General features: G+C 55.3%; 23 protein-coding genes and 1 pseudogene. 7 read left to right on the forward strand and 17 right to left on the reverse strand.

What is annotated here, in order from left to right; translation table 11 throughout:
• The first annotated feature begins 99 nt into the window (after window positions 1-99).
• Window positions 100-696 carry a TetR/AcrR family transcriptional regulator gene (locus QRN46_RS16240; protein WP_285355868.1) on the forward strand — a complete coding sequence of 199 codons (597 nt, stop codon included), beginning with the start codon at window positions 100-102 and terminating at the stop codon, window positions 694-696.
• Window positions 697-699: 3 nt separating this feature from the next.
• Here QRN46_RS16240 and QRN46_RS16245 read toward each other — a convergent pair whose 3' ends face one another.
• Window positions 700-846, reverse strand: coding sequence for a hypothetical protein (locus QRN46_RS16245; protein ID WP_164872147.1), 147 nt, complete (start codon window positions 844-846; stop codon window positions 700-702).
• A gap of 169 nt (window positions 847-1,015) precedes the next feature.
• On the opposite strand from QRN46_RS16245, the gene QRN46_RS16250 reads away from it, so the two are divergent.
• From QRN46_RS16250 to QRN46_RS16260, 3 genes are all read left to right on the forward strand, one after another.
• Window positions 1,016-2,014, forward strand: coding sequence for an AraC family transcriptional regulator (locus QRN46_RS16250; RefSeq protein ID WP_074690576.1), 999 nt, complete (start codon window positions 1,016-1,018; stop codon window positions 2,012-2,014).
• A gap of 6 nt (window positions 2,015-2,020) precedes the next feature.
• A complete protein-coding gene (locus tag QRN46_RS16255; RefSeq protein ID WP_285355873.1) occupies window positions 2,021-3,073 on the forward strand; it encodes an AraC family transcriptional regulator in 1,053 nt (350 codons plus the stop codon).
• A 437-nt stretch (window positions 3,074-3,510) separates the two neighbouring features.
• On the forward strand, window positions 3,511-4,704 hold the full coding sequence (locus QRN46_RS16260) for a GAF domain-containing sensor histidine kinase (protein ID WP_041475277.1): 1,194 nt from the start codon (window positions 3,511-3,513) through the stop codon (window positions 4,702-4,704).
• A 108-nt stretch (window positions 4,705-4,812) separates the two neighbouring features.
• Here QRN46_RS16260 and QRN46_RS16265 read toward each other — a convergent pair whose 3' ends face one another.
• The 7 genes from QRN46_RS16265 to QRN46_RS16295 all read right to left on the reverse strand — a co-directional run bounded on the left by QRN46_RS16265 (window position 4,813) and on the right by QRN46_RS16295 (window position 10,467).
• Entirely contained in the window at window positions 4,813-5,379 is a 567-nt protein-coding gene (locus tag QRN46_RS16265; protein ID WP_111539342.1) for a hypothetical protein, read from the reverse strand.
• Window positions 5,380-5,420: 41 nt separating this feature from the next.
• Window positions 5,421-5,678: a hypothetical protein gene (locus QRN46_RS16270; RefSeq protein WP_011334177.1), complete on the reverse strand. Its 258-nt coding sequence runs from the start codon at window positions 5,676-5,678 to the stop codon at window positions 5,421-5,423.
• Between the two features lie 118 nt (window positions 5,679-5,796).
• Entirely contained in the window at window positions 5,797-6,957 is a 1,161-nt protein-coding gene (locus QRN46_RS16275) for an IS30 family transposase (protein WP_011334178.1), read from the reverse strand.
• 225 nt (window positions 6,958-7,182) lie between these two features.
• Window positions 7,183-7,917, reverse strand: coding sequence for an NADPH-dependent F420 reductase (locus QRN46_RS16280; protein WP_011334179.1), 735 nt, complete (start codon window positions 7,915-7,917; stop codon window positions 7,183-7,185).
• A 221-nt stretch (window positions 7,918-8,138) separates the two neighbouring features.
• Window positions 8,139-8,885: an NADPH-dependent F420 reductase gene (locus QRN46_RS16285; RefSeq protein ID WP_011334180.1), complete on the reverse strand. Its 747-nt coding sequence runs from the start codon at window positions 8,883-8,885 to the stop codon at window positions 8,139-8,141.
• Window positions 8,886-9,067: 182 nt separating this feature from the next.
• Window positions 9,068-9,499, reverse strand: coding sequence for a MarR family winged helix-turn-helix transcriptional regulator (locus tag QRN46_RS16290; protein WP_011334181.1), 432 nt, complete (start codon window positions 9,497-9,499; stop codon window positions 9,068-9,070).
• A 209-nt stretch (window positions 9,500-9,708) separates the two neighbouring features.
• Window positions 9,709-10,467, reverse strand: coding sequence for an SDR family oxidoreductase (locus tag QRN46_RS16295; protein ID WP_011334182.1), 759 nt, complete (start codon window positions 10,465-10,467; stop codon window positions 9,709-9,711).
• Between the two features lie 97 nt (window positions 10,468-10,564).
• On the opposite strand from QRN46_RS16295, the gene QRN46_RS16300 reads away from it, so the two are divergent.
• A complete protein-coding gene (locus QRN46_RS16300; RefSeq protein WP_011334183.1) occupies window positions 10,565-11,152 on the forward strand; it encodes a TetR/AcrR family transcriptional regulator in 588 nt (195 codons plus the stop codon).
• Between the two features lie 175 nt (window positions 11,153-11,327).
• Here QRN46_RS16300 and QRN46_RS16305 read toward each other — a convergent pair whose 3' ends face one another.
• The 4 genes from QRN46_RS16305 to QRN46_RS16320 all read right to left on the reverse strand — a co-directional run bounded on the left by QRN46_RS16305 (window position 11,328) and on the right by QRN46_RS16320 (window position 15,879).
• A complete protein-coding gene (locus QRN46_RS16305; protein WP_201818573.1) occupies window positions 11,328-12,293 on the reverse strand; it encodes a 2-hydroxyacid dehydrogenase in 966 nt (321 codons plus the stop codon).
• 26 nt (window positions 12,294-12,319) lie between these two features.
• Window positions 12,320-13,192 (reverse strand): isocitrate lyase/PEP mutase family protein, encoded by an 873-nt coding sequence (locus QRN46_RS16310; RefSeq protein WP_011334185.1) that lies wholly within the window; start codon window positions 13,190-13,192, stop codon window positions 12,320-12,322.
• Window positions 13,193-13,299: 107 nt separating this feature from the next.
• On the reverse strand, window positions 13,300-14,607 hold the full coding sequence (dctA, locus tag QRN46_RS16315; protein WP_011334186.1) for a C4-dicarboxylate transporter DctA: 1,308 nt from the start codon (window positions 14,605-14,607) through the stop codon (window positions 13,300-13,302).
• A gap of 102 nt (window positions 14,608-14,709) precedes the next feature.
• Window positions 14,710-15,879 carry a mandelate racemase/muconate lactonizing enzyme family protein gene (locus QRN46_RS16320; protein WP_064598755.1) on the reverse strand — a complete coding sequence of 390 codons (1,170 nt, stop codon included), beginning with the start codon at window positions 15,877-15,879 and terminating at the stop codon, window positions 14,710-14,712.
• A gap of 99 nt (window positions 15,880-15,978) precedes the next feature.
• Here QRN46_RS16320 and QRN46_RS16325 point away from each other — a divergent pair, with 99 nt between their 5' ends.
• A complete protein-coding gene (locus QRN46_RS16325) occupies window positions 15,979-16,851 on the forward strand; it encodes a LysR family transcriptional regulator (RefSeq protein ID WP_064598756.1) in 873 nt (290 codons plus the stop codon).
• 208 nt (window positions 16,852-17,059) lie between these two features.
• Here the strand turns inward: QRN46_RS16325 and QRN46_RS16330 are convergent.
• The 5 genes and pseudogenes from QRN46_RS16330 to QRN46_RS16350 form a co-directional block, all read right to left on the reverse strand.
• Window positions 17,060-17,515, reverse strand: a pseudogene (locus QRN46_RS16330) (DNA-binding protein); the annotation flags it as partial.
• Window positions 17,516-17,766: 251 nt separating this feature from the next.
• Window positions 17,767-18,234 carry a peptide-methionine (S)-S-oxide reductase MsrA gene (msrA, locus tag QRN46_RS16335; protein ID WP_285355885.1) on the reverse strand — a complete coding sequence of 156 codons (468 nt, stop codon included), beginning with the start codon at window positions 18,232-18,234 and terminating at the stop codon, window positions 17,767-17,769.
• The gene (locus tag QRN46_RS16340; protein ID WP_201818568.1) at window positions 18,227-19,153 is read right to left on the reverse strand and encodes a homocysteine S-methyltransferase family protein; all 927 of its coding nucleotides are present in this window, start codon (window positions 19,151-19,153) and stop codon (window positions 18,227-18,229) included. The genes msrA and QRN46_RS16340 overlap by 8 nt, the downstream gene beginning before the upstream one ends.
• Window positions 19,150-20,127 carry an ABC transporter substrate-binding protein gene (locus tag QRN46_RS16345; RefSeq protein ID WP_502942405.1) on the reverse strand — a complete coding sequence of 326 codons (978 nt, stop codon included), beginning with the start codon at window positions 20,125-20,127 and terminating at the stop codon, window positions 19,150-19,152. Before QRN46_RS16345 ends, QRN46_RS16340 begins: the two co-directional genes overlap by 4 nt.
• Window positions 20,128-20,214: 87 nt before the next feature.
• Window positions 20,215-22,275, reverse strand: a complete 2,061-nt coding sequence (locus QRN46_RS16350) for an ATP-binding cassette domain-containing protein (RefSeq protein ID WP_285356114.1) — start codon at window positions 22,273-22,275, stop codon at window positions 20,215-20,217.
• A 715-nt stretch (window positions 22,276-22,990) separates the two neighbouring features.
• Here QRN46_RS16350 and QRN46_RS16355 point away from each other — a divergent pair.
• A complete protein-coding gene (locus QRN46_RS16355; protein WP_285355889.1) occupies window positions 22,991-23,893 on the forward strand; it encodes a bestrophin family protein in 903 nt (300 codons plus the stop codon).
• Window positions 23,894-23,945 lie beyond the last annotated feature (52 nt).

Consider the following 23,945-nt stretch of genomic DNA (forward strand, 5'->3'; position numbering starts at 1 on the left):
GAATTTGGTGCGAATGCTACTTTTCAAATCCTAATGAGTCAATAATGTCTCATCTGAGAAATATATGAATCTTACATTACGGTCGCTTGAGGCTTGGTGATGAACCTGATTTTCCATGAAGAACACCTGCTCAAATCGTTGACCGTGGCGGTCGTCAACCGGCCGAGGGCAACCATGAAAGAGCTGGCGCAATTGGCAGGCGTGAGCAAGGCCACCCTGCACCGCTATTGCGGGACACGGGAAAACCTGGTGCAAAAACTGGAAGAACACGCCGAAGCAACGCTCAATTTGATTATCCGCCGTGCCGGTTTGCAGCATTTGCAGGCGCTGGACGCGTTACGTCGATTGATCCGCGAACACCTCGCCCATCGCGAGTTGTTGGCGTTTCTGATGGCACATTACCGCCCCGACTTTCTCGATTTCGAACGGGGCGACACACGCTGGCAGTTTTACCTGGAGGCGCTGGACGGATTTTTTCTGAGAGGCCAGCAACAAGGGTTGTTTCGCATCGACATCACCGCCGCGATTTTCACCGAGCTGTTCATCACTCTGGTGTATGGCCTGGTGGATGCCGAACAGCGCGGGCGAGCCGCCAACGCCGATTCGGCACGCACCCTTGAGCAAATGTTCCTGCATGGCGCGCTGGCCGGTGGTCAATCGCGCGAGGACGCCTGCTTGCCGGAAAAAATGCTCTAACGCTCAAAAATGGGTGAAGGCATCACTGATGCTGGCGACCGGAGGGTGACTGGAATGATGGACAACGGTGTGGCCAGCTGGCCGGTGCTGCGAATACAGCGCACCCGAAACCAATGCGACCGCGAGCAAAGCAAACAGGAACCGACGCATCGAACACCTCCATCGTCCGGCCGCGGGCCGAACGCAGTTTTATTGTTATGGGTGCTTCGAGTCTGGCCCTCCGAGCGAGGTGAAAGCTTTGCAGATCGCGCCAGCGATTTTGCAAATCGTGCCAGTTCTTTCCGGCCAGCGGCGGCCGGTCATTCTGAGGGTTGAGCGGATGTCCACGGTTCGAGGTACTGCGCTGTTGGGGTTCAAGGCGTTTTGTGCCAGTCAGGGCATCGACCCGGCTTCGGCGCTGGCCGCGGTTGAGCTGCCTGAAGACCCTCTGGATGCTCGACTGTCCGGCGCGCAGTTCAATGCCTTGATTGACTTGTGCGCCCAGCGCTCGCACAACCCGCTATTCGGCGTGCAGTTCGGCTTGCGCCAGGGCACGCAAAGTCTCGGCACCCTGCTTTACGCCATGCGCAGTTCAGGCACGGTCGGCGAGGCGCTGAACCTGCTGACACGTTATTTCCATATCCATAGCGACGGCGCGCTCGTGCAGCTTGAGCGTCAGGCCGGTAACGCCCTGCTGCTATACGACGTCACGGATGGCACCTTTATTTCGGTCCGCCAGACCGTGGAACTGGCGATGGGTATCGCCAGTTGCCTGCTGCGCGAACTGCTCGGGCACGCCTGGCAACCAAAATCGCTGCTGTTGCGCCACAGTGCTCCGGCCAACCGCCTGGCCTATCGCGCCTTGCTCGGGGTAGCGCCGCGTTTCGACAGCCCGGTCAATGCCTGGGTGTTTGATGAGTCATTACTGACGACACCGCTGAGCACGACAGACGCCAGATACCAACAATTGGCCCGGCAACATATCGACGAACTGGCCCGCGTGACGCTGGAGGAATTGCCGTCTTACCTACAAAAAAGGCTGCGCAATGAACTGGCCCACGGCCCGGTCACGCTGCGCGACATGGCCGAGTACATGATGATCAGTCCACGCACCTTGCAGCGCTATCTTCGAGCGCAGGGCTCTGGATTTCAGGCGCTGCTGGACCAGACACGCCGGTCGATGGCCGCGCGCTACCTCTGCGATTCTTCGCTCAGCCTGACGCAAGTGGCGGGTCTGTTGGGTTACGCCGACCTGAGCGCGTTTTCCCGGGCATTCACGCGCTGGAACGGGGTCAGCCCGCAGCAGTGGAAACAACGCATGCAACACTTACCTCGGTAAATCGACATGGCTTGCAACCCGTTCATTCGCGCCATCAGCCTGACAGGTTTCGATCCATTTGCCCGGCGTCAGGGACTGGAGCCGAACCGGATGCTGCGCCAAGCGTGTCTGTCCGTAGCGTCACTGCAGCGCCCGGAAGACATCCTGTCCTTTCGCAATTACTGCCGCTTGTTGACACTGTGCCGGCAGCGCTCGAACAACGCATTGTTCGGTTTGGAGTTCGGCCTCCATCAGGGAGTCGACGTCTTCGGTGACATGTTTTTCCTGATTCACAACACCCGTACCGTCGGCGACGCGCTGCGCGAACTGCGCGCCAATTTCGCCATGTACAACGGCGCGGCGCATCTCTATCTGGAGGTGGCCGACGGCATCGCGTTACTGGGTTATCGAGCCGATGAGCAGGAGATCGACGGCCTCGCTCAGGCCGAAGAGCTGGCGTGCGGGGTCGGTCTGCGCCTGATGCAAACCCTGGCCAGTGCACCATGGCAACCCGAGGCAATCATGCTCCGCCATGCGCCTTTGGCGGATGAAGGCCTCTATCGGCAGGCGCTAAACATCACGCCGACGTTTTCAGCCGCCCACACGGGATTGCTCTTCAATGCCAGTGTGCTCGCGCAGCCGCTGGATTGCGCCAGTGAAGCCTTGCATCAGCTCATCGCTGAACATTTGGCAGGTATTGAACGTCTGTCCACCGATGCCATGCCGGGATACGTCAGGCAATTGCTGCGCAATCTGTTGCCCAGCGGACGCGCGACGATCGACAGAGTGGCCGATTGCATGGCCGTCACCCCGAGATCCTTGCAGCGCCACCTGGCTGAGGAAAACACCTCTTTTCAGCAGTTGCTGGACGAGACGCGCCAGCAATTGGTGCGCAAATACCTGCAGGTCCCGACGATCAGTCTGCCGCAGGTAGCGCACCTGCTGGGCTACGCCGATGTCAGTACATTCTCGCGGGCTTTTCATCGATGGTTTGGGGTGTCGGTGCTGGAGTGGTGCAGGCAATTCGGTGTGAACAGACAGCCCTTGCTGCTTCGAAATCGAGTGAAAGAGCGACCTTGAGCGTATTGAAACTGGAACTGTTTCGTATTGGAAGTCAGCACTTGTAGCAAGTTGATTGCAGTTAGGAGGAGTTATCGGCAAAAAATGGACGCTTGTGACAGGAAGCAATTGGACACGAGCCACCGTTGAGAATGTACCGCATCCGACCAACAGTCGCCCTTTCTCCTGGGAGAAGCTATCGGCCAATAGCGGCCTCCGGCAGCAACCGACCAAAAGCTGCCACGGTAACGGGTAGAAAGCGGGTAGAAAGCGGCAAAAAATAGTCGTTGGAGGAATGTCAACACGAAGTCGATGTCCATTTCATCGACCGCCGGAGGCGGCCGTTATGACACTCGCTGGTTTTGGCCCTAGTGACGTGAAGCTTGATGAAATAGCTTATTGGAAACGTTAGATAATTAGGAATATTCTCTGAACGCACTCATTTGAACCGCAGATCTATGACCAGCCAAGAGTTCTCTCAAGACATTAATGCTATCCACCGCATCAAAGCTGTGCCGGTGATATTGAGCATGGTCAAGCACGTCACTGGAATGCGGTTCGCCGCTGTCGCCAGGGTCACTGAAAAAAACTGGGTGGCGTGCGCAGTAGATGACTCCATTGAGTTCGGCTTGAAACCTGGCGACGAGCTGGTGCTTGAGTCAACGATCTGCCATGAAATTCGGCAGCACAGAAAACCGGTCATTTTTGGCCACGCCAGTGAACATCCCGTTTTTTCCCTGCATCACACGCCCAGTACCTATGGATTGGAAAGCTATATTTCTATTCCGATCATAAAGGCAAACGGCGAGTTTTTTGGGACACTGTGTGCCATCGACTCTGTGCCTGCTCATCTCGATGACCCGGCCATTGCCAACACACTTACGCTTTTCGCCCAATTGATAGCGTTGAGCCTCGATGCCCAGAATAATCTCGAGATTGCCCAAGCGGAGTTAGTTAATGCCCAGGAGCACGGAAGGTTGCGCGAGCAATTCGTCGCCGTACTCGGGCATGATCTGCGCACGCCATTGAGCGCCATTCGTATGAGCGCCGATCTGCTGGAAACCAAAACAACGGACAAAAGATCGCTTAGCTTAATTTCAGCCATTCGTACTAGCTCCACACGCATGGGAAACCTGATCGAAAACGTGCTGGATTTTGCACGGGGTCGAATGGGGAGCGGAATTCCAATCAAACGCCAACTTGTCGATGATCTGGGCAACACACTACGTTTGACTCTGAATGAGGTTCAAATCTCGCACCCTCGAGCTACATTTATTGAGTTGGTAGACATACCGGCCGGTGTCTATTGTGACCCTCTGCGTATCAGCCAGTTGCTTTCCAACTTGTTGGGAAACGCAGTCACCCACGGCTCATTAGCGTCGCCTATCACTGTTAAGGCCGACACTGAAGTGGACGAAATTGTTATATCTGTGACCAACCAAGGCCCCCCGATACCGCCGCACTTGTCGCCCTTGCTGTTTGAACCTTTCACCCGATCGGAGGCTGGACAACGTGGTGAAGGCTTGGGCTTGGGACTCTATATCGCCTCCCAAATTACCACTGCGCACGGAGGCAACCTGAGCGTGGTGTCCACACTCGAATCGGGAACTTGTTTCGTAGCAAGATTTCCCGCTCGTCTTAAATGTGCCTAAACAACGATCTTCATCCTTCAGATCATTGTTGAAGACGGTTAGGTCTTGATTCGGTTTCTCGCTCAGGTTCGATGGTGCTCACGAAAGCAAGATTTTATTCTGTTGGATTTAATTATAGATGAAATTATATTTCATAATGTAGCTACCTATTTTATTCGTGCGGGCACTCACCCACACGAACTGCATTCCCTGTTGTATATTTTTATCCAAATCCATTTTGTTCGTGCAAAGCTCAATCCAGCGATTTGTACTTTGATCCTCGATCCATAGACCTGCCTCGCAACGACCAAACTTACCCCTGGGAGGTCCGGGGTATCTCAGCTCATATGAAGATTTATAACTAACAATCTCGCCGGGCAAAAGATAGGCCGCGGTGGCATAACCATTCAGAGATAGAATAAATCCTAAACAGAACCATCCAGTGAAAGAGTTTAGAGCCTGTACTGCTGTCTTGCGCCCAGGCCGCTGGTAGAATGTTCGAATTGCAGCGGTAAGCCCAGTAATGGAGCTGATCAACAGGTATGTACTCCATTCGGGGATCTCGGGCATCAAAACTGTTCTTGCTGAAATTTTAGAAGCCCAACCTACATAATAAAGCCATGCGCCAAAAAGCAAAAATACTACCACTGTTAGAACTATTCTTTTTGATTTGCTTTCGGGTGAACTAGGTTCCATAAGCAGCTCTTGGGGGGGCATTAATTGTCGGAGGCAAAAATTTAAGTGGTGACGTCAGCGCGGGAAGGAAGAAGCTCATAAGTCAAGCCTGCCTCATAAAACACCGTTCGCCACTCTAGAAAACCCGGACGGTATTCGCACAGAAGACGAACGATCTGCCCATCCTCTCCGACATAGACTTCTTCCACCAAAGCGATATCTCCTGGCGCTGCCTCGCGGGAGTTAATCCAATCAGTTAAAACTATTTTCGCTTGGTCAGCGCTGATTAGTTTTATGAAATCGCCTTTAGACAGTGCCATGTACCTTCGCCTGGATTTTTACTGATAACAAGTACATGAGCCTATCGGCTTTTTAAGACAAAGTCCTTCTTTTAGTCCAAAGGCTTCCTTTAGACGATGTCCGCTTCTGGCTGTGGATTCAACCGGTCGACGCAACAGATTGGCTAAATCGTTCTGCCGGTGTTTCGTAGTCTAGCGTTTTCCGAGGGCGGCTATTTAGCTGCCTTGCCACTTCATTGAGCGTGGCTTGCGAGTGCTCCGCAAGGTCGGTTCCTTTCAGGAAGTACTGCCTTAACAACCCGTTGGTGTTCTCATTTGATCCTCGTTGCCAAGGACGATGAGGATCGCAGAAGTAGACCTTGATGTCGGTAGCCACCGTAAAGCGTTTATGGTCAGCCATCTCTTTGCCGCGATCCCAGGTCAGCGATTTGTAGAGTTCTTGGGGCAAGTTACGGGCGTTTTCAATTAGGGCGCTGATGACCGTCTCGCTATCCTTTCCGTCCAATTTCACCAGCATTACGTAGCGGGTATGTCGCTCAACAAGAGTGGCAATTTGGCTGTTCCTGCTACCGCACAGCAGGTCGCCTTCCCAGTGACCCGGAACCGCCCGATCCTTAGCCGCGGCTGGGCGTTCGCGGATCGATACCGCGTCAGTAATTCGACCGTGATTTTCTTTCTTCTGCGTGTGATGGCGCGAGCGACGCATGGCCCGCGTGCGCCGTAAATGCTCAAGCAACTCCTTCTTCAGAGCCCCGCGAGCCTGTATGAAGAGCGTGCGATAGATCGTTTCGTGTGACACCTGATAGCTCGCATCGTCCGGGTAGGTACGCTTCAACCAACCGGCAATTTGTTCCGGAGACCACTGTAATTGAAGCTTGTCTGCAACAATTTGCGCCACTGTTCGGTTCTCAACAAGCTTGCAAACCTTAGGTCGATGCGCGCGATCCCAGGCAGCCTGATCAGCTTGATTAGCCCGGTAGCATCCTTGGCCACCGTTGCGTCTGATCTCCCGACTGATCGTAGAGGCTGCTCGCCCTAGCAGCGCGGCCATGGAGCGGATCGAGTTTCCTGCCACCACTGCACGCGAAATCTCTTCGCGCTCAGCCAACGTCAGCGCCAATCTGGATCTGCGGCGTACAGAGGGTCTGATACCGCCTGTTTCCGCCAAAATGCGCTGTATCGATGAATGGTTTCGATCAAATAGTTGGGCTATGTGCTGGAGAGAGTCGCCTTTCTGCCAGTGATCCCACATCAGTTTTTTCTGGATTTCGGTGTAATAGATTCGAGGTCTCTGCTTCATCTGCAACACTCCTTCTGCTTACACAGAATTTAGTTGTGTTGCGTCGACCGGTTGAATCCACAGCCAGAAGCGGACGTTCAATTTATTCCGCTCCCGACCAACATTCGTTCAGACTAGGCGGTAGTAAACAACAGTTCAACCTATCCGTCTGAAGTGCCAAATAGCCTAAGCATTAGTGCAGCATAGAGAATTGGCGTACGGGGCATGGCATTGGAAGAAACCCGCTCAGGCTGTCATGGCACGATTGGTGGCAACTATTTGCTCGTGCGTAAACTGACTCCCGGGAGCCATAAACCTGGCGATCAGTGCGTCGCGGTTTTGAGGCGCCCGTACCTTGTCTGCCGCGTTCAGCGCCAATTTCAATTCCGGCAATGTCAATTCGGTACAGTACGCTGGTGTACCTGGTTGCTGGCGCCACGATTCTTCAAGGCTGCCAGCGGCAAGCGCGATAAAGCCAGTATCCTCAACAAGATCCTGCGCGATGGTTTCCGCGTATGTGTTTCCTCCAGCCACAGGTATGGCGAGGCGCGTTGGGGAGCCGACCGGCTGACCTTTGTCTGCGAGGGTCGCGGCGAGGACGGCGTTCCACGCCTTAACAACCGGGTGGCCAATCTGCTCACTTACCCAGATGCTTTCTGGCATGCCATCTTCGACCTCCTTGATTACCCCGTCACGCCCCGGATAATAATTTGATGTATCAATGACAACTGTCTTCTCCGGCACCTTGCTCATGATCGGTTCGAGATCAGGATAATTTGCAAAGGGAATCGAGAGGATAATCACCTCTACCCCGGAAACCGCTTCTTCCCTGGTCACCGCATGCACGCCGATTTCATTGGCAAGGCTTTGAATGCTCTGAGGGCCTTTCGAATTCGCCAGTTTAACTTCGTGTCCACATGCAGCGAGCTTTCGGGCCAAAGTAGAGCCAATGTTACCTGCGCCAATAATTCCGATTTTCATTTAAATAACTCCTCGCACTCATGTGAAATTGAAAAAAGTTCTGGCCGAGTACTGTTTGATTGGTTTGTATTCGACTATCAAGCACCATCAGAAAAAACACGGCGCGCTTATTTTATTAAAAAGCATATGCGCCTGAGACATTGTTAGTCTGCATAATGATTTAGAAACTTGATATGCATGGCGACCTTGCAGATCGTCATCCATGTGTCATCATAACGAGCTCACGCATAAATTAGCTTGGAAAGCTGAACAATGTAGTTGCGGCTTGGGTTTGTTCCAATATTGCCGAATCTCTCGTTATATACCGAAAAGAAGAGATCTTGGCGCTTTCGCGAGCGCGCCAGATCCGCGTCAGCCAGTGCCTGGGGCAGAGACTCAAGCGTCACCTCAGTGCAATAGCAGGGCGTGCCGCACTGTTGCTTCCAGGATTCAGCCAACGAACCAGCATAGTAGGCGTCGAATCCGGAATCCTCGACGAGTGCCATTGTCACAACGCGGTCATGATCACGATCAGCCGCGACAGGGACGGCAATGCGCTCCGGATCGCCAGCTGGCCTGCCAGCTTCATTTAGCGAGGCGGAGTAAATTGTATTCCAGGCTTTTGCGAGGGGACGGCCAACTTGTTCGGATGCCCATACACTGTCGGGCTGCCCATTCTCGATTGCATCCAATCGATCGTCCCGCGCAGGTATATAGTTGGATGTGTCGATGATCACGCTGTCTTCAGGAAGGCCTTCGAGAAGCGCTTTAAGATCTGGAATTCGTACAAAAGGTATCGAGAGAATTACGACGTCAGCACCCACCAAAGCCTCTTCTTTCGTGACTGCAATTGCACCCGTGGAGAGCACGTCAGGATCAATTGTATGCGGCCCGCGTGAATTTGAAACTCTTACTGTATGGCCAGCAGTGCTTAGCAGTCTTGCAAGCGTTCCCCCGATAAATCCGCTACCGATAATTCCGACGTTCATAGAGATTCCTCATCTTTGGAGCTGGATGTTCACAACATAAGCCTCAGCGAGTGCTAACAAACAGAGCCTCTCCCTACACGATCTGTTCTACAAATGCATCGCGGCTCGGAGAGCCGGTGTTTCATTTGTTTGTGGCATCACCTTAAAAGCTATGCCTCTGTCAGCTGCTTCTGAGGCAGGTATTAACTGATAGCCGGTCGCGCTAAACCCTCAAGCGTGCGATGAAGCTCCTGAAGGTCTTCGGGCGTGAGCTGGCACGCCGTTCTGATCTTGTCAGTGATGCTACGAAGTTCATCCTCCATGCCGCGGGCAGACGCCGTGAGGTCTATAAGCACTCGGCGTTCATCGACGGCATCACGTGTGCGTGTAATCACCCCGGCAGCTTCCAGCCTTTTGAGTAACGGTGTAAGCGTGCCGGTCTCCATGTCGAGACGTTCACACAAGTCGCTCACAGATCGAGGCGACCCGTTCAAGAGCTCAAGCGTGACCAGGTACTGCGAAAAAGTTAGGCCCAGTGGTTCGAGGAACGGCTTGTGCAATCGAACCATCCGGTTCGCGGCAGCGTTAAGCGCGAAGGAAAGTTCTGTGGCTACGCTTCGTTGCGTCGAACTCATATATATCGCCTGCTATTATGTAGTGTGCTACATAAATTATTCTCGACTCCTACAGGTGTCAACAGCTTCTGAAGCTTCCAATCTTTTTTCAGATGAAATGCCCTGGATCAGGCAGCGAAATTGTGAACACACCGATTGAGCGATTCGGCCTGCAGGTAAGCAGATGCAATCTGCTCACCTGGACACAGGGCGCGCTTCAGAGCAATGACTCATTCTGCCGGTGGTTTGTATCCCGCAAGCATTTTCAGCACGTCATCATGTGACCCGCTTGCCTCAGCAAACCGCAGGGGCTTAGCCCGCTCAACGACGAGTTCAGGTGGAGTGGGAGAAATCTTTAGCAGTTCGAAGACTTCATCCAAAAACTCCTCCAACGGCATCGCATGCTCGTCGTTTTCCTGGCCGAGCAATGTGGTACGCACACCCGGTGGCGCAAGTTCGATAACCTCAACTGGCGAGGCTTCCAGCTGCACTCGAAGACTTTGAGTGAACGAGTGAACTGCCGCTTTGGTTGCGCTGTAGGTGGGCGTGGCTGGCAGCGGGACAAATGCCAAAGATGAACTGACATTGATCACTGTCGCGCCAGGCTGCTTGATTAGTTGGGGAGTAAACGCATACACCATACGAATCGTGCCTAGCAGGTTCGTTGTCACGATATCTTCCGCTGTACTCAAGTATCCCGGATCAGTCAGATCCTCCCAATGCATGATCCCTGCGTTGTTGATGAGAACGTTAAGATTTGGATGGCTGATCGCAAGCGCTTCGCTGGTGCGCTGGATGGAATGAGCATCAGAAACGTCCAGCAATACTGATTCAATGCCAGGATTTTCCGACACGATTTTGTCGAGCAGAGCCTTGCGACGTCCCGCGATGATGACGTTGTTGCCCGCTTTATGAAGCCGTAGCGCCAGCCCGAGGCCTATGCCTGAGGTGCCGCCTGTAACCAGAATCGTGTTGCCAGTGCTGTTCATAGTAAACTCCAGAAACGATACTTAAGCGGACAAGTGTCCACTTGCAAACCGTACCGGACAGTTGTCCGCTTAGCAATGCAATGAGGGAAAATTATTCATGCCTGACGAGTTGGTGATGCGTTCTGACGCCAAGAAAAATCGGGAGCGGATTCTGGAGGTCGCAGTGGTTGAACTGACCAGCGATCCTGCAGTTCCGCTGAGTACGATTGCGAAAAAGGCTGGAGTAGGACAGGGAACTTTTTATCGCCATTTCCCTACCAGAGAGAAGCTGGTATTCGAGGTCTATCAGTTCGAAATGCAGCAGATCGCCTTGTTGGCACAAGAGCTGCTCGCAACAAGACCCCCGAAGGAAGCCCTCCGAGAGTGGATGGATAGCCTTGCCGAATATGCAATGACAAAGGCAGGACTCGCTACAGCAATCCAACAAGCGGCCTCCGTTTACGACTTCCCTGGCAAGTCGGGTTACGCTCCAGTTCAAGATGCAGCCGAGTTGCTTTTAAGAGCGAACGAAAACGCGGGGACGATTCGTACCGGGATCACTAACGATGACTTTTTTCTAGCCATCGCCGGCATCTGGCAAATGGATACTCAGAGCGAATGGCGATCTCGCTTGTCCAGATTGATGAACCTGGTGATGGATGGCCTATGTTTTGGGAGCCCTGAAAGCCTGAAAAACAAGGTCTAATACCCAACTGGAAAAGAGGGTCAGAGTTAATTGGGGACAGATCGCGTTCACCAGAAGCAGATGTTGCGCAAAGCTGGCTTGCCTCAGAAAACTCTCGCCGCCCCCTTACCATGTACGTCACCCGGAGAGCAGCCATATTGCCGGCAATTTTGAGCTCAATCCGCCCTACTTCTTCTTACTTCTTGAAGCGCACAAGATCCCTCGGCTGGCGACCTTCCAGACCCGCAAGCAAATTTTCCAGGGCTCGCTTGGCCATTGCGTTGCGGGTGTCAGTCGTCGCAGAGCCAATGTGAGGTACGGTGACGACGTTTCTCAGGTTAAAAAGCTCGGAGTTCGTCAGGGGCTCCTTCACATAAACGTCCAAACCAGCCGCCCGGATTGTCTTTTCTTGCAGAGCCTCGATGAGTGCGTCCTGATCCACGACAGGCCCACGCGAGATATTGATCAAAATACTTTCCGGGCCCATCAAAGCGAGTTCTTTGCGTCCGATTAGATTCCTCGTGGCGTCCGTCAATGGCACGACCGGACAAACAAAGTCAGACGCGCTTAAAAGCTCTTCCTGCGGTACAAACCTCGCACCAAGTCCCTGTTCAAGCTTTGGTTTACGACTGTTGCCGCTATACAAAATGGTCATGCCAAAACCAAAGCGGCCTCTGCGTGCGATGGCTTCTCCGATTTTTCCCAGACCGATAATGCCCAACGTCTTTCCATGAACGTCGCACCCAAATTGGGATGCATCGATGGTTTGTGTCCAGTTTCCCTCTTTAGTCCAGGAATCAAGCTCAGGAATGCGCCTTGCTGTGGCGAGGATCAGGGCCAAAGCCAGATCAGCAGTGGTTTCGTTCAGCACATCTGGTGTATTGGTCAACATGATCCCTCGGCGGTTGAAGTAGTCGAGGTCATAGTTGTCGTAGCCAACCGATATGCTTGAGACGATCTCAAGATTTACAGCCACAGCCAGCTCAGCTTCACCCAGACGACGACTTCCACCAATCAGCCCGTGAGCGTTCGAAATAGCGGCCTCGAACTGGGCGTCCATATCACCAAGCTCAGGGCTAATGATGATGACGTCGTAGTCGTCTTTGTAAGGTTCAAGCAGGCTGGGGGAGACCCGGCTGAAGGCCAGGATTGTCTTTTTCATGACGGCGTATTCCACCTGTTCCAATATCAATTTGAATCGTGCTCTGACTTCAAAAAGGTTTTTGCCCACTCACGATAACTGTCCGAGAGTGTGTATTTAGAAAGCAGCTCAGGAAGGGATAGCTCGCTCCCCTCCGTGCCGCTTTGTTCGCGTAGCGCCTCGTAGGTTGCTTTGATTGCGGACAAATAGGGGGCATGCCCATTGACCACGATCCGCACATTGGCAGCACTCAATTTTTCAACATTGCTCAGAGCAGGATTTCCATAGTTGATCAGCATGATCGGCACTCTGAGATGTGCCGTAAGTGCTTCTAGGTGCTGGAAGTCCTTAACACCGACCAGGCAAATAGCATCTGCTCCAGCCTTCTGATAAGCCGCAGTGCGAGCGATGGAGTCGTCCAAAGTGGTCACAGCCACATTCGTACGGGCGATGATGCTGAGTGCATCATCCGACCGGGCAAATCGCGCGGCATAGATTTTGGCTGCGGCTTCTTCCCTTTCAATAAGCACATGCGACTGCTCGTCGTACTTGGCCGGTAGATGGGTGTCTTCCAGTGTCAGGGCTGCAACGCCGGCCTTCTGTAACTCTGTGACTGTTCGCATCACATTCAGCGCGTTACCAAAGCCATGGTCAGCATCCCCAATGATCGGAATCTGGCTTGCCCGTCCGACCCTGGAAACCTGCTCGACATATTCATCCAGCGTGAGTAATGCAATGTCAGGTGCGCCGAGCACCTGAAGCGACGCAACGGAGCCGCCTTGAATGGCAACGTCAAAGCCAAGGTCGTATGCCATCCGAACTGAGATCGGATCGAATACGGAAGCTGCAAATTTGCAGGTGTCTCCCTGGAGTAACTCACCAAACACCTTGCGTAAATCATGATGTGATCGCTCTATCATGTTGGCTCCATCAATCTTTCCAATCAGGTCTCTCCACGCGGAAGAAGGCATGGAAAACACTACCGGTCATAACCGTTTAGATGGGAATGACCGGATCGCTTTGTAGTTTATTTATGCGCCAGCGATGCCTTGCTTGCCGCCTTTTCTTGCTTCATTGCGGCGATCTCACGTTCGCAAGCCTCGACATCGAACGAGTTGTCCCACTTGGCAATGGCGATGGTGCCGATGCCATTGCCGATCAGATTGGTCACGGCCCGCGCTTCGTTCAAGAAACGATCAATGCCCAAAAGCAAAACGAGTCCGACCAGAGGAATGGAGTGGATGGTCGTGAGTGTTGCAGCCAGCGTGACAAACCCCGCACCCGCGACACCAGCTGACCCTTTGGATGTCAGCAGGAATACGCCTAGCAGGATCATCTGATCAACGAAGGTCAGTGGCGTGTTGGTCGCCTGGGCGATGAAGATCGCGGCCATGGTGAGGTAGATGCAGGTGCCGTCTGCGTTGAAGGTGTATCCCGTTGGCAGCACCATGCCCACTACAGATTTCTTGCAGCCAAGTTTTTCAAGTTTCACCATCATGCGTGGCAGCACTGCTTCGGTTGAGCAGGTGCCAAGAGTGATGAGAATTTCGTCCTTGAAATAACGGAGAAACTGCATGAGTGGCATGCCTGACCATCTGGCCACCGTGCCTAGCACCACCACAATGAAAATCAAGGTTGTAATGTAGAGCGCGATCAGCAACTGACCGAGTGACAGCAAGGTGCCAATCCCGTACTTGCCGATAGTGAACGCCATACCTGCACCCGCACCAATCGGCGCCAAGCGCATGACCATTGCAACGATCTTGAACAGGCCTTGCAGGAACAAATCAATAGTGTTGATCAGCGGCTTGCTGGTTTCGCCCATCTGAACCAGGGCAACTCCCATCAAGACCGAAAGCAGAATGACCTGCAGCATGACGCCGTTGGAGAATGCGCCGAGGAACGTGTGGGGAATGATATTAAGGAAGAAATCAATTGTACCGCCTTGTTCACTCGCGGCCTGGCTGTACTTGCTGATAGCATTTCCATCGAGCGCGTTGACGTTAATGTTCATCCCGACGCCAGGCTTGACGATGTTCACCACGATAAGGCCTACGACCAAGGCGATAGTCGATAGAATTTCAAAGTAGATCAGCGCTTTTACGCCAATCCGTCCGACCTCCTTGATACTGCCCATTTTCGCGATACCGACGACGACCGTACCGAAGATAATGGGGGCCAGCAGCATTTTTATCAGCTTGATGAAACCATCGGCGAAGGGTTGGAGCTTGGCTCCAATATCAGGCACGAAGTAACCGATTGCTGCACCGATCACGATACCGATCAGCACCTGCACATACAGCTGGCTATACCAGCGGGACTTGGAAGTTTCCACGGAAGCACCTCATTTTATTTTTGTGATGGGCATGTGGCTTGGCATCAGTGGGTGACGCCTGACTCTGCGGCCTCCCTGAAGGAGGCCACAGATAGAGGAAAATCAGCCTTCGCCTAGCTCACGCATGACTGCGTACAAAGCGGATTTGGCTTCGAAGCCAACACCTGGAATATCAGGCAGACCGACATAACCATTTTCCACCTTGATTCCGTCAGCGAAGCCGCCGAAAGGCTGGAACACATCGGGGTAAGACTCGTTGCCACCCAAGTGCAGGCCTGCTGCGATATTGAGGGACATCTGGTGGCCGCCGTGCGGAACCACGCGACGGGAAGACCATCCCATTTCGTCCATCACTTTCAGGGTGCGCATGTACTCAACGAGTCCGTAAGACAGCGCGCAGTCGAACTGCAGAAAGTCGCGATCAGGGCGCATGCCACCGTGGCGCAGAAGGTTACGAGCGTCCTGATGGGAGAACAGGTTTTCCCCGGTAGCCATCGGCAGCTCGTAGTGATTGGCAAGCTCAGCCTGGAGTGCATAGTCCAGCGGGTCGCCGATTTCTTCGTACCAGAAGAGGTTGTACTTCTTGATGGCTTCCGCATAAGCAATACCGGTCTGAAGATCGAAGCGACCGTTGGCATCGACCGCCAGTCGACGACCGTCCCCAACCACTTCGAGTACCGCTTCGATGCGACGAATATCTTCGTCCAGTGGCACTGCACCGATCTTCATTTTGACAACGTCGTAGCCACGATCTAGGTAGCTCTGCATTTCTGCTTTGAGTTTGGTCTGGTCTTTGCCTGGGTAGTAGTAGCCACCTGCTGCGTAGACCCAGACTTTGTCATCGGCCACGCCGTTACGGTACCGATCAGCCAGCAGACGATAGAGAGGCTTGCCTTCGATCTTGGCAACGGCATCCCACACGGCCATATCAATGGTGCCGACTGCAACTGAACGTTCGCCGTGACCACCTGGCTTTTCGTTGGTCATCAGGGTCTTCCAGATGGCGAACGGATCCAGGTTGTTGTTCTCATGGTCGATAAGAGTATCCGGATCAGCTTCCATGATTCGCGCGAGGAAGCGATCACGCATCAACGCGCCTTGACCATAGCGACCGTTGGAGTTGAAGCCGTAGCCAATGACAGGTTTACCATCGCGAATCACATCCGTGACAACAGCAACGACCGAGCAGGTCATTTTCGAAAAATCGATGTAGGCATTGGCAATGGGAGAAGCGATAGAAACAGTTTTTTCGCGGATGTCTACGATACGCATGACGGGTTCCTCTTGTTGTTGGTGGCCCCACGTTATGCTTTGCGATGACACCCGCCCAATGCTATTAATGCCGCGCCCTATGCACAGGAGGCATTGCCCTTGGAACTCGTTTGGCTTGAGGATTTTTCAGCGCTTGCGGAGTACGGCAGCTTTGTGCGGGCGGCTGAAGCGCGCCACGTTACTCAACCTGCCTTCAGTCGCAGAGTCCGCGCTCTTGAGAATTGGATGGGTGTCGAATTGTTCATACGCACCCCCCAGGGGGCGACGTTGACCGAGGCTGGAAGACAGATTTTGCCTAGCGCCCAAGAGGCTGCCAGACGCTTGTACCGGATGCGCTCCGAGGCACAGGAAGTGGCTGGGATGGCCGCCAAAACGCTGCAGTTTGCAGCCACTCATTCGTTGTCATTTACCTTCTTCCCAAGGTGGTTGAGAAGTGCAGAAAATGGCGCGCCGATAGATGCCGTACGTCTGCATTCAGACAGCATGGCTGTTTGCGAGCAGATGCTGATACACGGCCAGGTTCAATTTCTGCTTTGCCATCGCCACCCCGACGTTCCACCCCTGCTGGCCCCTGATCAGTTCACCGGGAAAAAGGTCGGAGAGGATGTGCTCATACCCTTGGCGAGTGCCTCTGCCACGTTGGGTACGTCCCCGGAAACACTGCCTTATTTGGCATATACCCAGGAATCCGGTCTAGGCCGTATCGTCGCTCACCGACTCCACGGCAAGGAAGACTACCTTCACCTCAAGCCGCTTTTTAGCAGCCATCTTGCGGCGGTTCTGATGTCCATGGCACTGGAAAGCAAGGGCGTAGCGTGGTTACCAAAAAGCCTGACCGAGCAGGAAATGGCTGATGGGCGGCTGGTCAGAGCTCTCGACGAAAGCTGGGATATACCGTTAGAGATTCACCTCACTCGACCTAAAGCCCCCATTAGCTTATCTGCAGAAGAATTCTGGGCCAGGCTGGCTTAATAGATCCATCTTACTGACCTCCATTTTTCACTTTCTAACGGCGTTCTGGCGAGCCAGAAAACTTGGCTGTTAGTGACTGAGTGTCTCCTATTGGCCGATAGCAGTCGCTTCCGAGCGTCCGCTTATGGCCGATAGCGGTCGCTTTTGAGGGTTCTCTAATGGCCGCTAGCTGACACCTGCGGTTAGTCTTTAGGGTTGCTTGATGTCGGTTTTTTCTGACTCGCGGCTTGCGCTTGATCTCTGACAGCTGGCGTATCTGAATCAACTGTTGTTCTAAAGTTTCTGCGCGGGCCAACTGCGCCGCAGTACGTTGCTCCGCTTGGCTGAGCTCGCTCTGGGCCGACTCCAACCTACGTCGCAAGTCGTCGCACCTGCGGCTGGCTACTTTTGATTGGCTTACTGCGGCTGTCCCCTCCTCCCGGGCCCGATCAACCTCGCGGTGAGCCCGATCCTCAACGCCACGCAAATAGTTCTCCTGTGTGATTCGCTCCTGCTCGGCCTTGAGTCGTAGCAAGTGGAGTTCCTGTTGGAGAATTTGATTTTGCCCCTGGGCATCGTGCCGTTCACGCTTAAAGAAATCACGCTGTTGCTGGAGCTCCTCAATCTGGGCCTGCCGCTGCACCAACAGAAGGTCCAGGTCAGCCAAGCGAGATTCGGCCGCCTCAGGCACCCTGCGTACAACATGGCTGTGGCGCACCTGCGAGCGATCCAGGCTTTCTATTGCGAGGCGATTCTGGCTTTCTCGACGGTTACGCCATCTGGCTCCAAAGCGGCCGTCAAGCCGACAACCTGGTCGCCAGAATCGGCAATGCTGAAACGGCACCTTTTCCGCAGATCGATCCGCGTCCCAGTGACCTGTACCTCGCCGAGCAATTGCAACGCCCCGGCCCAGACGGCAAAAGCGTTGCCTATGCATCAAATGGAACAGGCGCTGCCACCATGCTTTTCAAGGTAGCGCTGATGTTCTTCATCTGCCTTTTGAAACTCACCCAGTGGCAGGATCACCGTAGCCACTGGCTTGCCCAACTGGCCACTGGCATCCAGCTGCTGCCTGGCGACAAGCGCCAGTCGGGACTGCTCGGCACTGTTGAAAAACAGCGCGGAACGGTATTTCGCCCCGACGTCCGCCCCCTGCCGGTCGACTGACGTGGGATCGTGCAGTGTCCAGAAGTGCTCGACGAGACGGCTGTAGGAAATGAGTCGGGGGTCGAAGTCGACTTGCACGACTTCGATCAGGGTGGCGTCGCCCAAGTCTGACCGTGCGAACCCGACGCGGGTGTCGAGCACACCCGGCAATGCCCGGAATGAGGCTTCCGCCCCCCAGAAGCAGCCGGCACCGAATGTCGCCTGCTCTGACAGAATCTCGCCTGAAAAATCACTCATGCGCGGCCTCCTCACCCTTTAGATACTGCAGGTGCAAATGCAACTGGGCGATATGCTCCGGGCCGATTCCACAGCATCCGCCGACAATGCTGGCCCCTGCGGCAACCCATGATTTCGACCAGTCCAGGTAAGACTCGGGGCCCAGATCGCGCCGAATTTCCAACAAATCGCTATTGGCCTCGGCTTTGGCACTGACAGGGGGGAAAGCATTGGCATAAACCCCCAGTTCGACAGGATGATCCAGGTTTTCAATCACAGCGCGTGCCTCAATCAAGGCCGCGGCCATCACTTCCGGCTGGCTGCAATTGAAGAGCACCGCCTTGGCCCCCAGCTCAGCCGCCACCTGAACCGCATCGGCAACGGCCTCGTTTGAGCGTAATCGCGGCTCCCGCCCCTCTTCGTCCAACAGCGTGAATGACACCCAAAGTGGCGCGGGATCCGTTCCGAGGGCTTCGACCACCGCCCGCACTTCAGCAATAGAGCTTTGCGTTTCGGCCAGCCAAACATCGACGTGCGTTCGCAATCCGGCAATCAGCTCGCGGTGGATCGCTACTGAACGCTGATGATCGAACAGATCCGGCCGGTACGACCCTAACGCCGGCGGCAACGACCCGGCCACGGTGACCTCATCGGTACTTTCGCCGGCGGCCTGCCGCGCCAGCCGTCCGGCGCGCTCAGCCAGCGCTCTTCCCTGCTCGGCAAATCGCTCATCGCCAATATGAAAAGGCACCACCGCATAGCTGTTGGTGGTGATGATCCGGGCGCCCGCTGTCACGAACGCTTGATGCGCCTGCAGCACATACTCTGGCGCTTCGATCAGTGCGAGGGCCGACCACTCCGGTTGACGGAACGGTGCGCCGATTCGCTTCAACTCGCGCCCCATGCCGCCATCGAGCACACGTACGTTCGCTCTGGTCATTGGGCTGAACTCACTTGCTGCGCCTTCCCTGCAACCCACTGGTCAACAGTAGAAGGGTTGGCTTGAACCCAGGCCTTGGCGGCGACGTCTGCTGGCTGTTTCTCCTTTTCGATCTTCTGGATCAGTCCGTTCAACTGTGCCGGGTCGATGGAGAAGTTGTGCAGGAACTCGGCAATTTTCGGCGCGCGCTTTTGCAGTGCGGTGGAAGCCAGGACGTACACCTTGGCATCCGGGAAGGCGCAGGTGATGTGGCTCTTGTTCAGCCAGTCGGGATCGACGGTCGGGCTGACGAATTTCCAGCAGCCATCCGCCTTGTAAAGAGGATCTTCTTTTTTGTTGTCCTGGGCGTAGCCATCGAACGCGGGCTCTTCCAGGCGACGCAGATCATAGGCCGAGAAAATCCAGTCAGGGGTGTAGGCGTAGAACACCACGCCGCGTTGCGCCTTGTAAGCCGAGGCCAGTTTGGCGTAAGTCACCGAGGCTTCCGTCGACACGGACTCGAATTTATCGGCGAAGCCGTAGTCCTTGGCCTTGATCTGGCCGATATACGTCGACTCCCAGCCCGCCGGCCCCACCAGCAGTTCGGCCTTGCCGCCGCCCACTGGCTCGAAGAGCTTGGCCACTTCCGGTTTTTTCAGGTCGTAGATCGATTTGACGCCGTACTTGTCTTGCAGATAACCGGGAATGTAGAAGCCTTGTTCGCCGGCATAAGGGTGAGCATTGGGCACCAGTGAGCGGGTGCCGCCGGTGACGTACTTGGCCCACGCCGCCGACTGATTGGGCAGCCAGATGTCCGTCAGCACATCCACAGAACCGTCGCCCTTGGCCGCCGCACTGAACAGCACCGGCACGTCCCCGGCCAGATACGACACATCACCGTCCAGACGGGTTTTGATCACCTCACCCAGAATGTGTTGAATGGCGATGGCCCCCGTCCAGTTCTGCTCGCCAATGACAATTTTGTCCTTGGCCATCACGCTGACCGGCACGATCAGGGAGGCCAGCACTGCAGCCGCACTCAAGTTACGCAATAGATGTTTTGCCACGATAAGTCTCACAGTTCAGTTATGCAGATGGTCTTGCTTGCGCAAGCTCGATTGAATGATTCGATCGGGGATCAATGCACACAGCACGATCGCCACGCCGGCCAGCACGCCCTCGCCGCCCTTGATATTGCGCAACGCCGTCATGACGTCGTAACCCAACCCTCCAGCGCCGATCAGGGCAGCAACCACCACCATCGACAGGCTCATGACAATGGTCTGATTGATCCCCAGCAACAGGGATCTTCGCGCCAGCGGCAGTTGCACCTTCACCAGGGTTTGCCAAGGGGTTGCTCCATGGGCGATTGCCGCTTCCACGGCATCCTTCGGGACTTCCTGAATGCCCAGGGACGTCAGACGAATCATCGGTGCCAGGGCAAAAATCACCGTCGCAATGACCGCCGGGGTCTTGCCCACCGAAAAGAACGCCACAGCGGGAATCAGATAGACAAAGGTCGGCAGGGTCTGCATGACATCCAGCAAAGGCGTGAGCAGCCTGCGGGCAAATGGCCGCTTCGCCAGCAGAATGCCGGTGGGTACGCCGATCACCAGTGCGATCAGCACCGACGAACCAACCAGCGCCAGCGTGGCAATTGTCCGCTCCCAAAACCCGAACAGGCCGATATACAACAACGCTGCGCTGCTGGTGAGCGCCAAGGCCAGGCCCGCCGAGCGCCATGCCAGCAATACCAGCGCCAGCGCGCAAACCGGCCAGGGCAGCCAACCGAGCAGGGATTCGATTCCTTCAATGACCGTGCGAACCGCAACGATCACGCCGACAAAAGCGCTCTCGAACGTCACCTGTGACCAACCGATAAAGTCATCCACGCTCTGTGCAGTCAGTAATAGCGCCTGGCGACTGGCTGGGAACTGCAAAAGCGCCTGGGTGGTATCGGGCGTCAACACCCGCCAGATCACCAATGCCTGACTGACCAGCAGCACCGCCAGCGGCAACGCCCAACTCGAAACGGCGCGCCGCACCGGTTGACGGCCCAGCGAATACGCGGTGAAACGGCTGGCCGCCAGCACGGCCAATCCCGCCACGACCGATATCCAGGATGCGCTCGCAATGCCTTGCACCGCAGTGGCCAGGGCCGCGAGTTCTGCGGCGAACCCGAGCCAGAACAACCCGCCTCGGCCCCGCGCCGCCAGCGCTGCCGGCCCGAGCAACAGGGCTTGCCAGCCGCGCAAGCCCGGCTGAACCGGTTGCTCCTTCGGTGCCGTTTCGGGAGCCTGACGTACCGCGCCACCGGCATCGTGCAATACCGGTGCGGCAGGAAGGCAATCGCGGAAAAAATCCGCGACCTCGGCATCGGCCGGCGTCTCGAGCAGCTGTTTCGGGGTGCCCGACTGCACCAGACGTCCCTGGCGCAATACCGCTATCCGGTCAGCGAGACGGACCGCTTCGGCAGGATCGTGCGTGACCAGCAACGTGGTGATCCCGCGCTCGCGTACCAAAGCCAGAAAGTGGCTTTGCAGGTCGCGCCGGATGGTCGGATCCAGTGCGCTGAAAGGCTCGTCCATCAGGAGAATATCCGGATCAGTCACCAATGCCCGCGCAAGACCGACCCGTTGCTGCATACCGCCGGACAACTCGTGGGGATAATGCTCGCCCCATCCCTCCAGGCCCATCGCCTGCAACTGTCGCGTGGCCGCTGTATGCCGGACGGCCTCGGATTCGCCGCGTAACTCAAGAGGCAACGCAACGTTGTCCAGCACCGTGCGATGGGGCAAAAGACCGAAATGCTGGAACACCATGCCGATTCGCCGCGAGCGCAAATCCCGCAACGCTTTGTGGCTCAAGCCGCTGATAGCCTGACCTTCAATCAAGACCTCACCGCTGGTGGGTTCGATCAAACGATTGATATGGCGAAGCAAGGTCGATTTGCCACTGCCGGAGGTGCCCATCAGGCACAGCACTTCGCCGCGCCGGACCTTCAAGCTGACATGGTTGACAGCCGGCAACGGCGACCCGCCTTTGCGCAGATAAGCTTTAGTGACGCCTCGCAGTTCGAGGACAACATCGCCCTCCTCGGCGCTATCGTCGATGGGTGGGGCCAATCGTTCAGGCAAGTCGATCTGTACCGTTGCCAAAGAGGTTTGAATAAGTGTCACGAGGGCTCCGGGCAACGAACCGCTGACGGCCTTATGGGTGGCCGATCAAGGGTAGAAAAAATGGACTGGGAGCTTTAGGCAATGACCTCGAAGAGGGTTGACCTGAAGCGAAAAAACGCAGCAAGCGAGGCGCCGCACGTTTCTTTTGTTAAAAGCTAAACGATCTTAAAAAGATTAAATAAATATCTTTTTGGAATGAGCTTAGGCCTTCCCGCCCGGTTTTCCGGAGGTGCTTTTCAAAGCGACTTTGTTTTGCTGCGTGCCGACGGCTGGCCGTGCTGCACACCGACAACGATCCTGTATCGCCGGCCCAAAGCTGTGCCGGTCAACGCTTGATCGACTCATCGACGGGCTGACGTCCAGCAGCAGACTCAGCCCGGTTTTGATGGAGTGTTCCGCGCCCGTGGCACGCGGCGCTCGCGGCGAATCTTCCCGTCCCCGTCAAACAGCGTTGCCGAAACGGAACGAGGCGCCATGGCGCCGACGCCGGCATCAGCTTGCCGCGTGGTTCATCTGCGGCCCAATCGGAATACGAGGATTTTTCTCGCAAGCATTGGCCATTCAGATGGCCGGGCTTCGCAGATTGACTGACGGTTGGCTGCTTCACCAGGGAACTGCCGATGCCAGGCGTCGTCCGAGCTTAAGCGTTTAAGCAAACTGCTCGCCACGAGGTTTCCGTTTGAAAGCTGCCATCGTCAAAAAATACCGCCTGATCATCAAGACCTTGGGCTACGTGGGCTGGTCTCTGTTCTGGTTGCTGCTGTGGGACATCGCCGTCACCGTCGACTTCATGCTGTTCCTCAACGCCAAGCTGAACCTGCCGCTGATGCCGCTGACCTTGCTGGGCTCGGCGTTGATCGTATTGATCAGTTTTCGCAACAGCAGCGCCTACAACCGCTGGTGGGAAGCGCGGACGTTGTGGGGGGCGATGATCAACAACTCCCGCAGCTTCGCCCGGCAGGTGCTGACGCTGCTGGACGACGTCGGCGGCGAGGTGAATCCGGTCAAATCCACTCTGCTGCGCCGCCACGTCGCGTATGTGAACTGCCTCGCCGCGCATCTGCAAGGTCAGCCTTGTCCTGACGAGGTGCGGGCGTTTATTCCCGCCGAAGAGTTCGCCCGCAGTGGCACGACCAATAACTTTGCCAACGATATCCTCACCGGCTCCGCGACTTTGCTCGCCAAGGAATACAAGGCCGGGCATCTGGACAGTATTCGCCTGGCGCGGCTTGAGTCGACGCTGGTCGACCTGTCCAACAGTCAGGGCGGCATGGAGCGGATCGCCAATACCCCGCTGCCCTACCCTTACGTCTATTTTCCGCGGCTGTTTATTTCGCTGTTCTGCTTGATCGTGCCGGTGGGACTGGTCGAATCCCTGGGCTGGTTCACGCCGCTGGCGTCGACCGTGGTGGGATTCATGCTGCTGGCCATCGAACGCATCGGCACCGATCTGCAAAGCCCGTTTCGCCACAGCGAACACCAGATTCAAATGGAAGCACTGTGCGAAACCATTGAAAAGAATTTGCAGTCGATGCAACGTGATTCGTTGGGTGATGTGCGCAGGCTTGAAGAGCACGCGTGAGGCGCTGCTTTAGCAGCAATGTGATAGCGGGTCTCCTCTTTGCTTTATCAGG

Origin of the sequence: Pseudomonas sp. lyk4-R2A-10, from assembly GCF_030209075.1 — a bacterium.
Taxonomy (GTDB): domain Bacteria; phylum Pseudomonadota; class Gammaproteobacteria; order Pseudomonadales; family Pseudomonadaceae; genus Aquipseudomonas; species Aquipseudomonas glycinae.

What these genes read in the sequence shown, in the direction of transcription:
- QRN46_RS16285 (WP_011334180.1), bottom strand. Translation starts at nt 8,885, where the DNA reads ATGAACGTCGGAATTATCGGTAGCGGATTTATCGGGGGAACGCTTGCA.
- QRN46_RS16245 (WP_164872147.1), bottom strand. Translation starts at nt 846, where the DNA reads ATGCGTCGGTTCCTGTTTGCTTTGCTCGCGGTCGCATTGGTTTCGGGT.
- QRN46_RS16270 (WP_011334177.1), bottom strand. Translation starts at nt 5,678, where the DNA reads ATGGCACTGTCTAAAGGCGATTTCATAAAACTAATCAGCGCTGACCAA.
- QRN46_RS16345 (WP_502942405.1), bottom strand. Translation starts at nt 20,127, where the DNA reads ATGGCCAAGGACAAAATTGTCATTGGCGAGCAGAACTGGACGGGGGCC.
- QRN46_RS16340 (WP_201818568.1), bottom strand. Translation starts at nt 19,153, where the DNA reads ATGACCAGAGCGAACGTACGTGTGCTCGATGGCGGCATGGGGCGCGAG.
- QRN46_RS16310 (WP_011334185.1), bottom strand. Translation starts at nt 13,192, where the DNA reads ATGATAGAGCGATCACATCATGATTTACGCAAGGTGTTTGGTGAGTTA.
- QRN46_RS16265 (WP_111539342.1), bottom strand. Translation starts at nt 5,379, where the DNA reads ATGGAACCTAGTTCACCCGAAAGCAAATCAAAAAGAATAGTTCTAACA.
- QRN46_RS16300 (WP_011334183.1), top strand. Translation starts at nt 10,565, where the DNA reads ATGCCTGACGAGTTGGTGATGCGTTCTGACGCCAAGAAAAATCGGGAG.
- QRN46_RS16275 (WP_011334178.1), bottom strand. Translation starts at nt 6,957, where the DNA reads ATGAAGCAGAGACCTCGAATCTATTACACCGAAATCCAGAAAAAACTG.
- QRN46_RS16295 (WP_011334182.1), bottom strand. Translation starts at nt 10,467, where the DNA reads ATGAACAGCACTGGCAACACGATTCTGGTTACAGGCGGCACCTCAGGC.
- QRN46_RS16240 (WP_285355868.1), top strand. Translation starts at nt 100, where the DNA reads ATGAACCTGATTTTCCATGAAGAACACCTGCTCAAATCGTTGACCGTG.
- QRN46_RS16305 (WP_201818573.1), bottom strand. Translation starts at nt 12,293, where the DNA reads ATGAAAAAGACAATCCTGGCCTTCAGCCGGGTCTCCCCCAGCCTGCTT.
- QRN46_RS16290 (WP_011334181.1), bottom strand. Translation starts at nt 9,499, where the DNA reads ATGAGTTCGACGCAACGAAGCGTAGCCACAGAACTTTCCTTCGCGCTT.
- QRN46_RS16320 (WP_064598755.1), bottom strand. Translation starts at nt 15,879, where the DNA reads ATGCGTATCGTAGACATCCGCGAAAAAACTGTTTCTATCGCTTCTCCC.
- QRN46_RS16255 (WP_285355873.1), top strand. Translation starts at nt 2,021, where the DNA reads ATGGCTTGCAACCCGTTCATTCGCGCCATCAGCCTGACAGGTTTCGAT.
- msrA (WP_285355885.1), bottom strand. Translation starts at nt 18,234, where the DNA reads ATGAGTGATTTTTCAGGCGAGATTCTGTCAGAGCAGGCGACATTCGGT.
- QRN46_RS16280 (WP_011334179.1), bottom strand. Translation starts at nt 7,917, where the DNA reads ATGAAAATCGGAATTATTGGCGCAGGTAACATTGGCTCTACTTTGGCC.
- QRN46_RS16260 (WP_041475277.1), top strand. Translation starts at nt 3,511, where the DNA reads ATGACCAGCCAAGAGTTCTCTCAAGACATTAATGCTATCCACCGCATC.
- QRN46_RS16250 (WP_074690576.1), top strand. Translation starts at nt 1,016, where the DNA reads ATGTCCACGGTTCGAGGTACTGCGCTGTTGGGGTTCAAGGCGTTTTGT.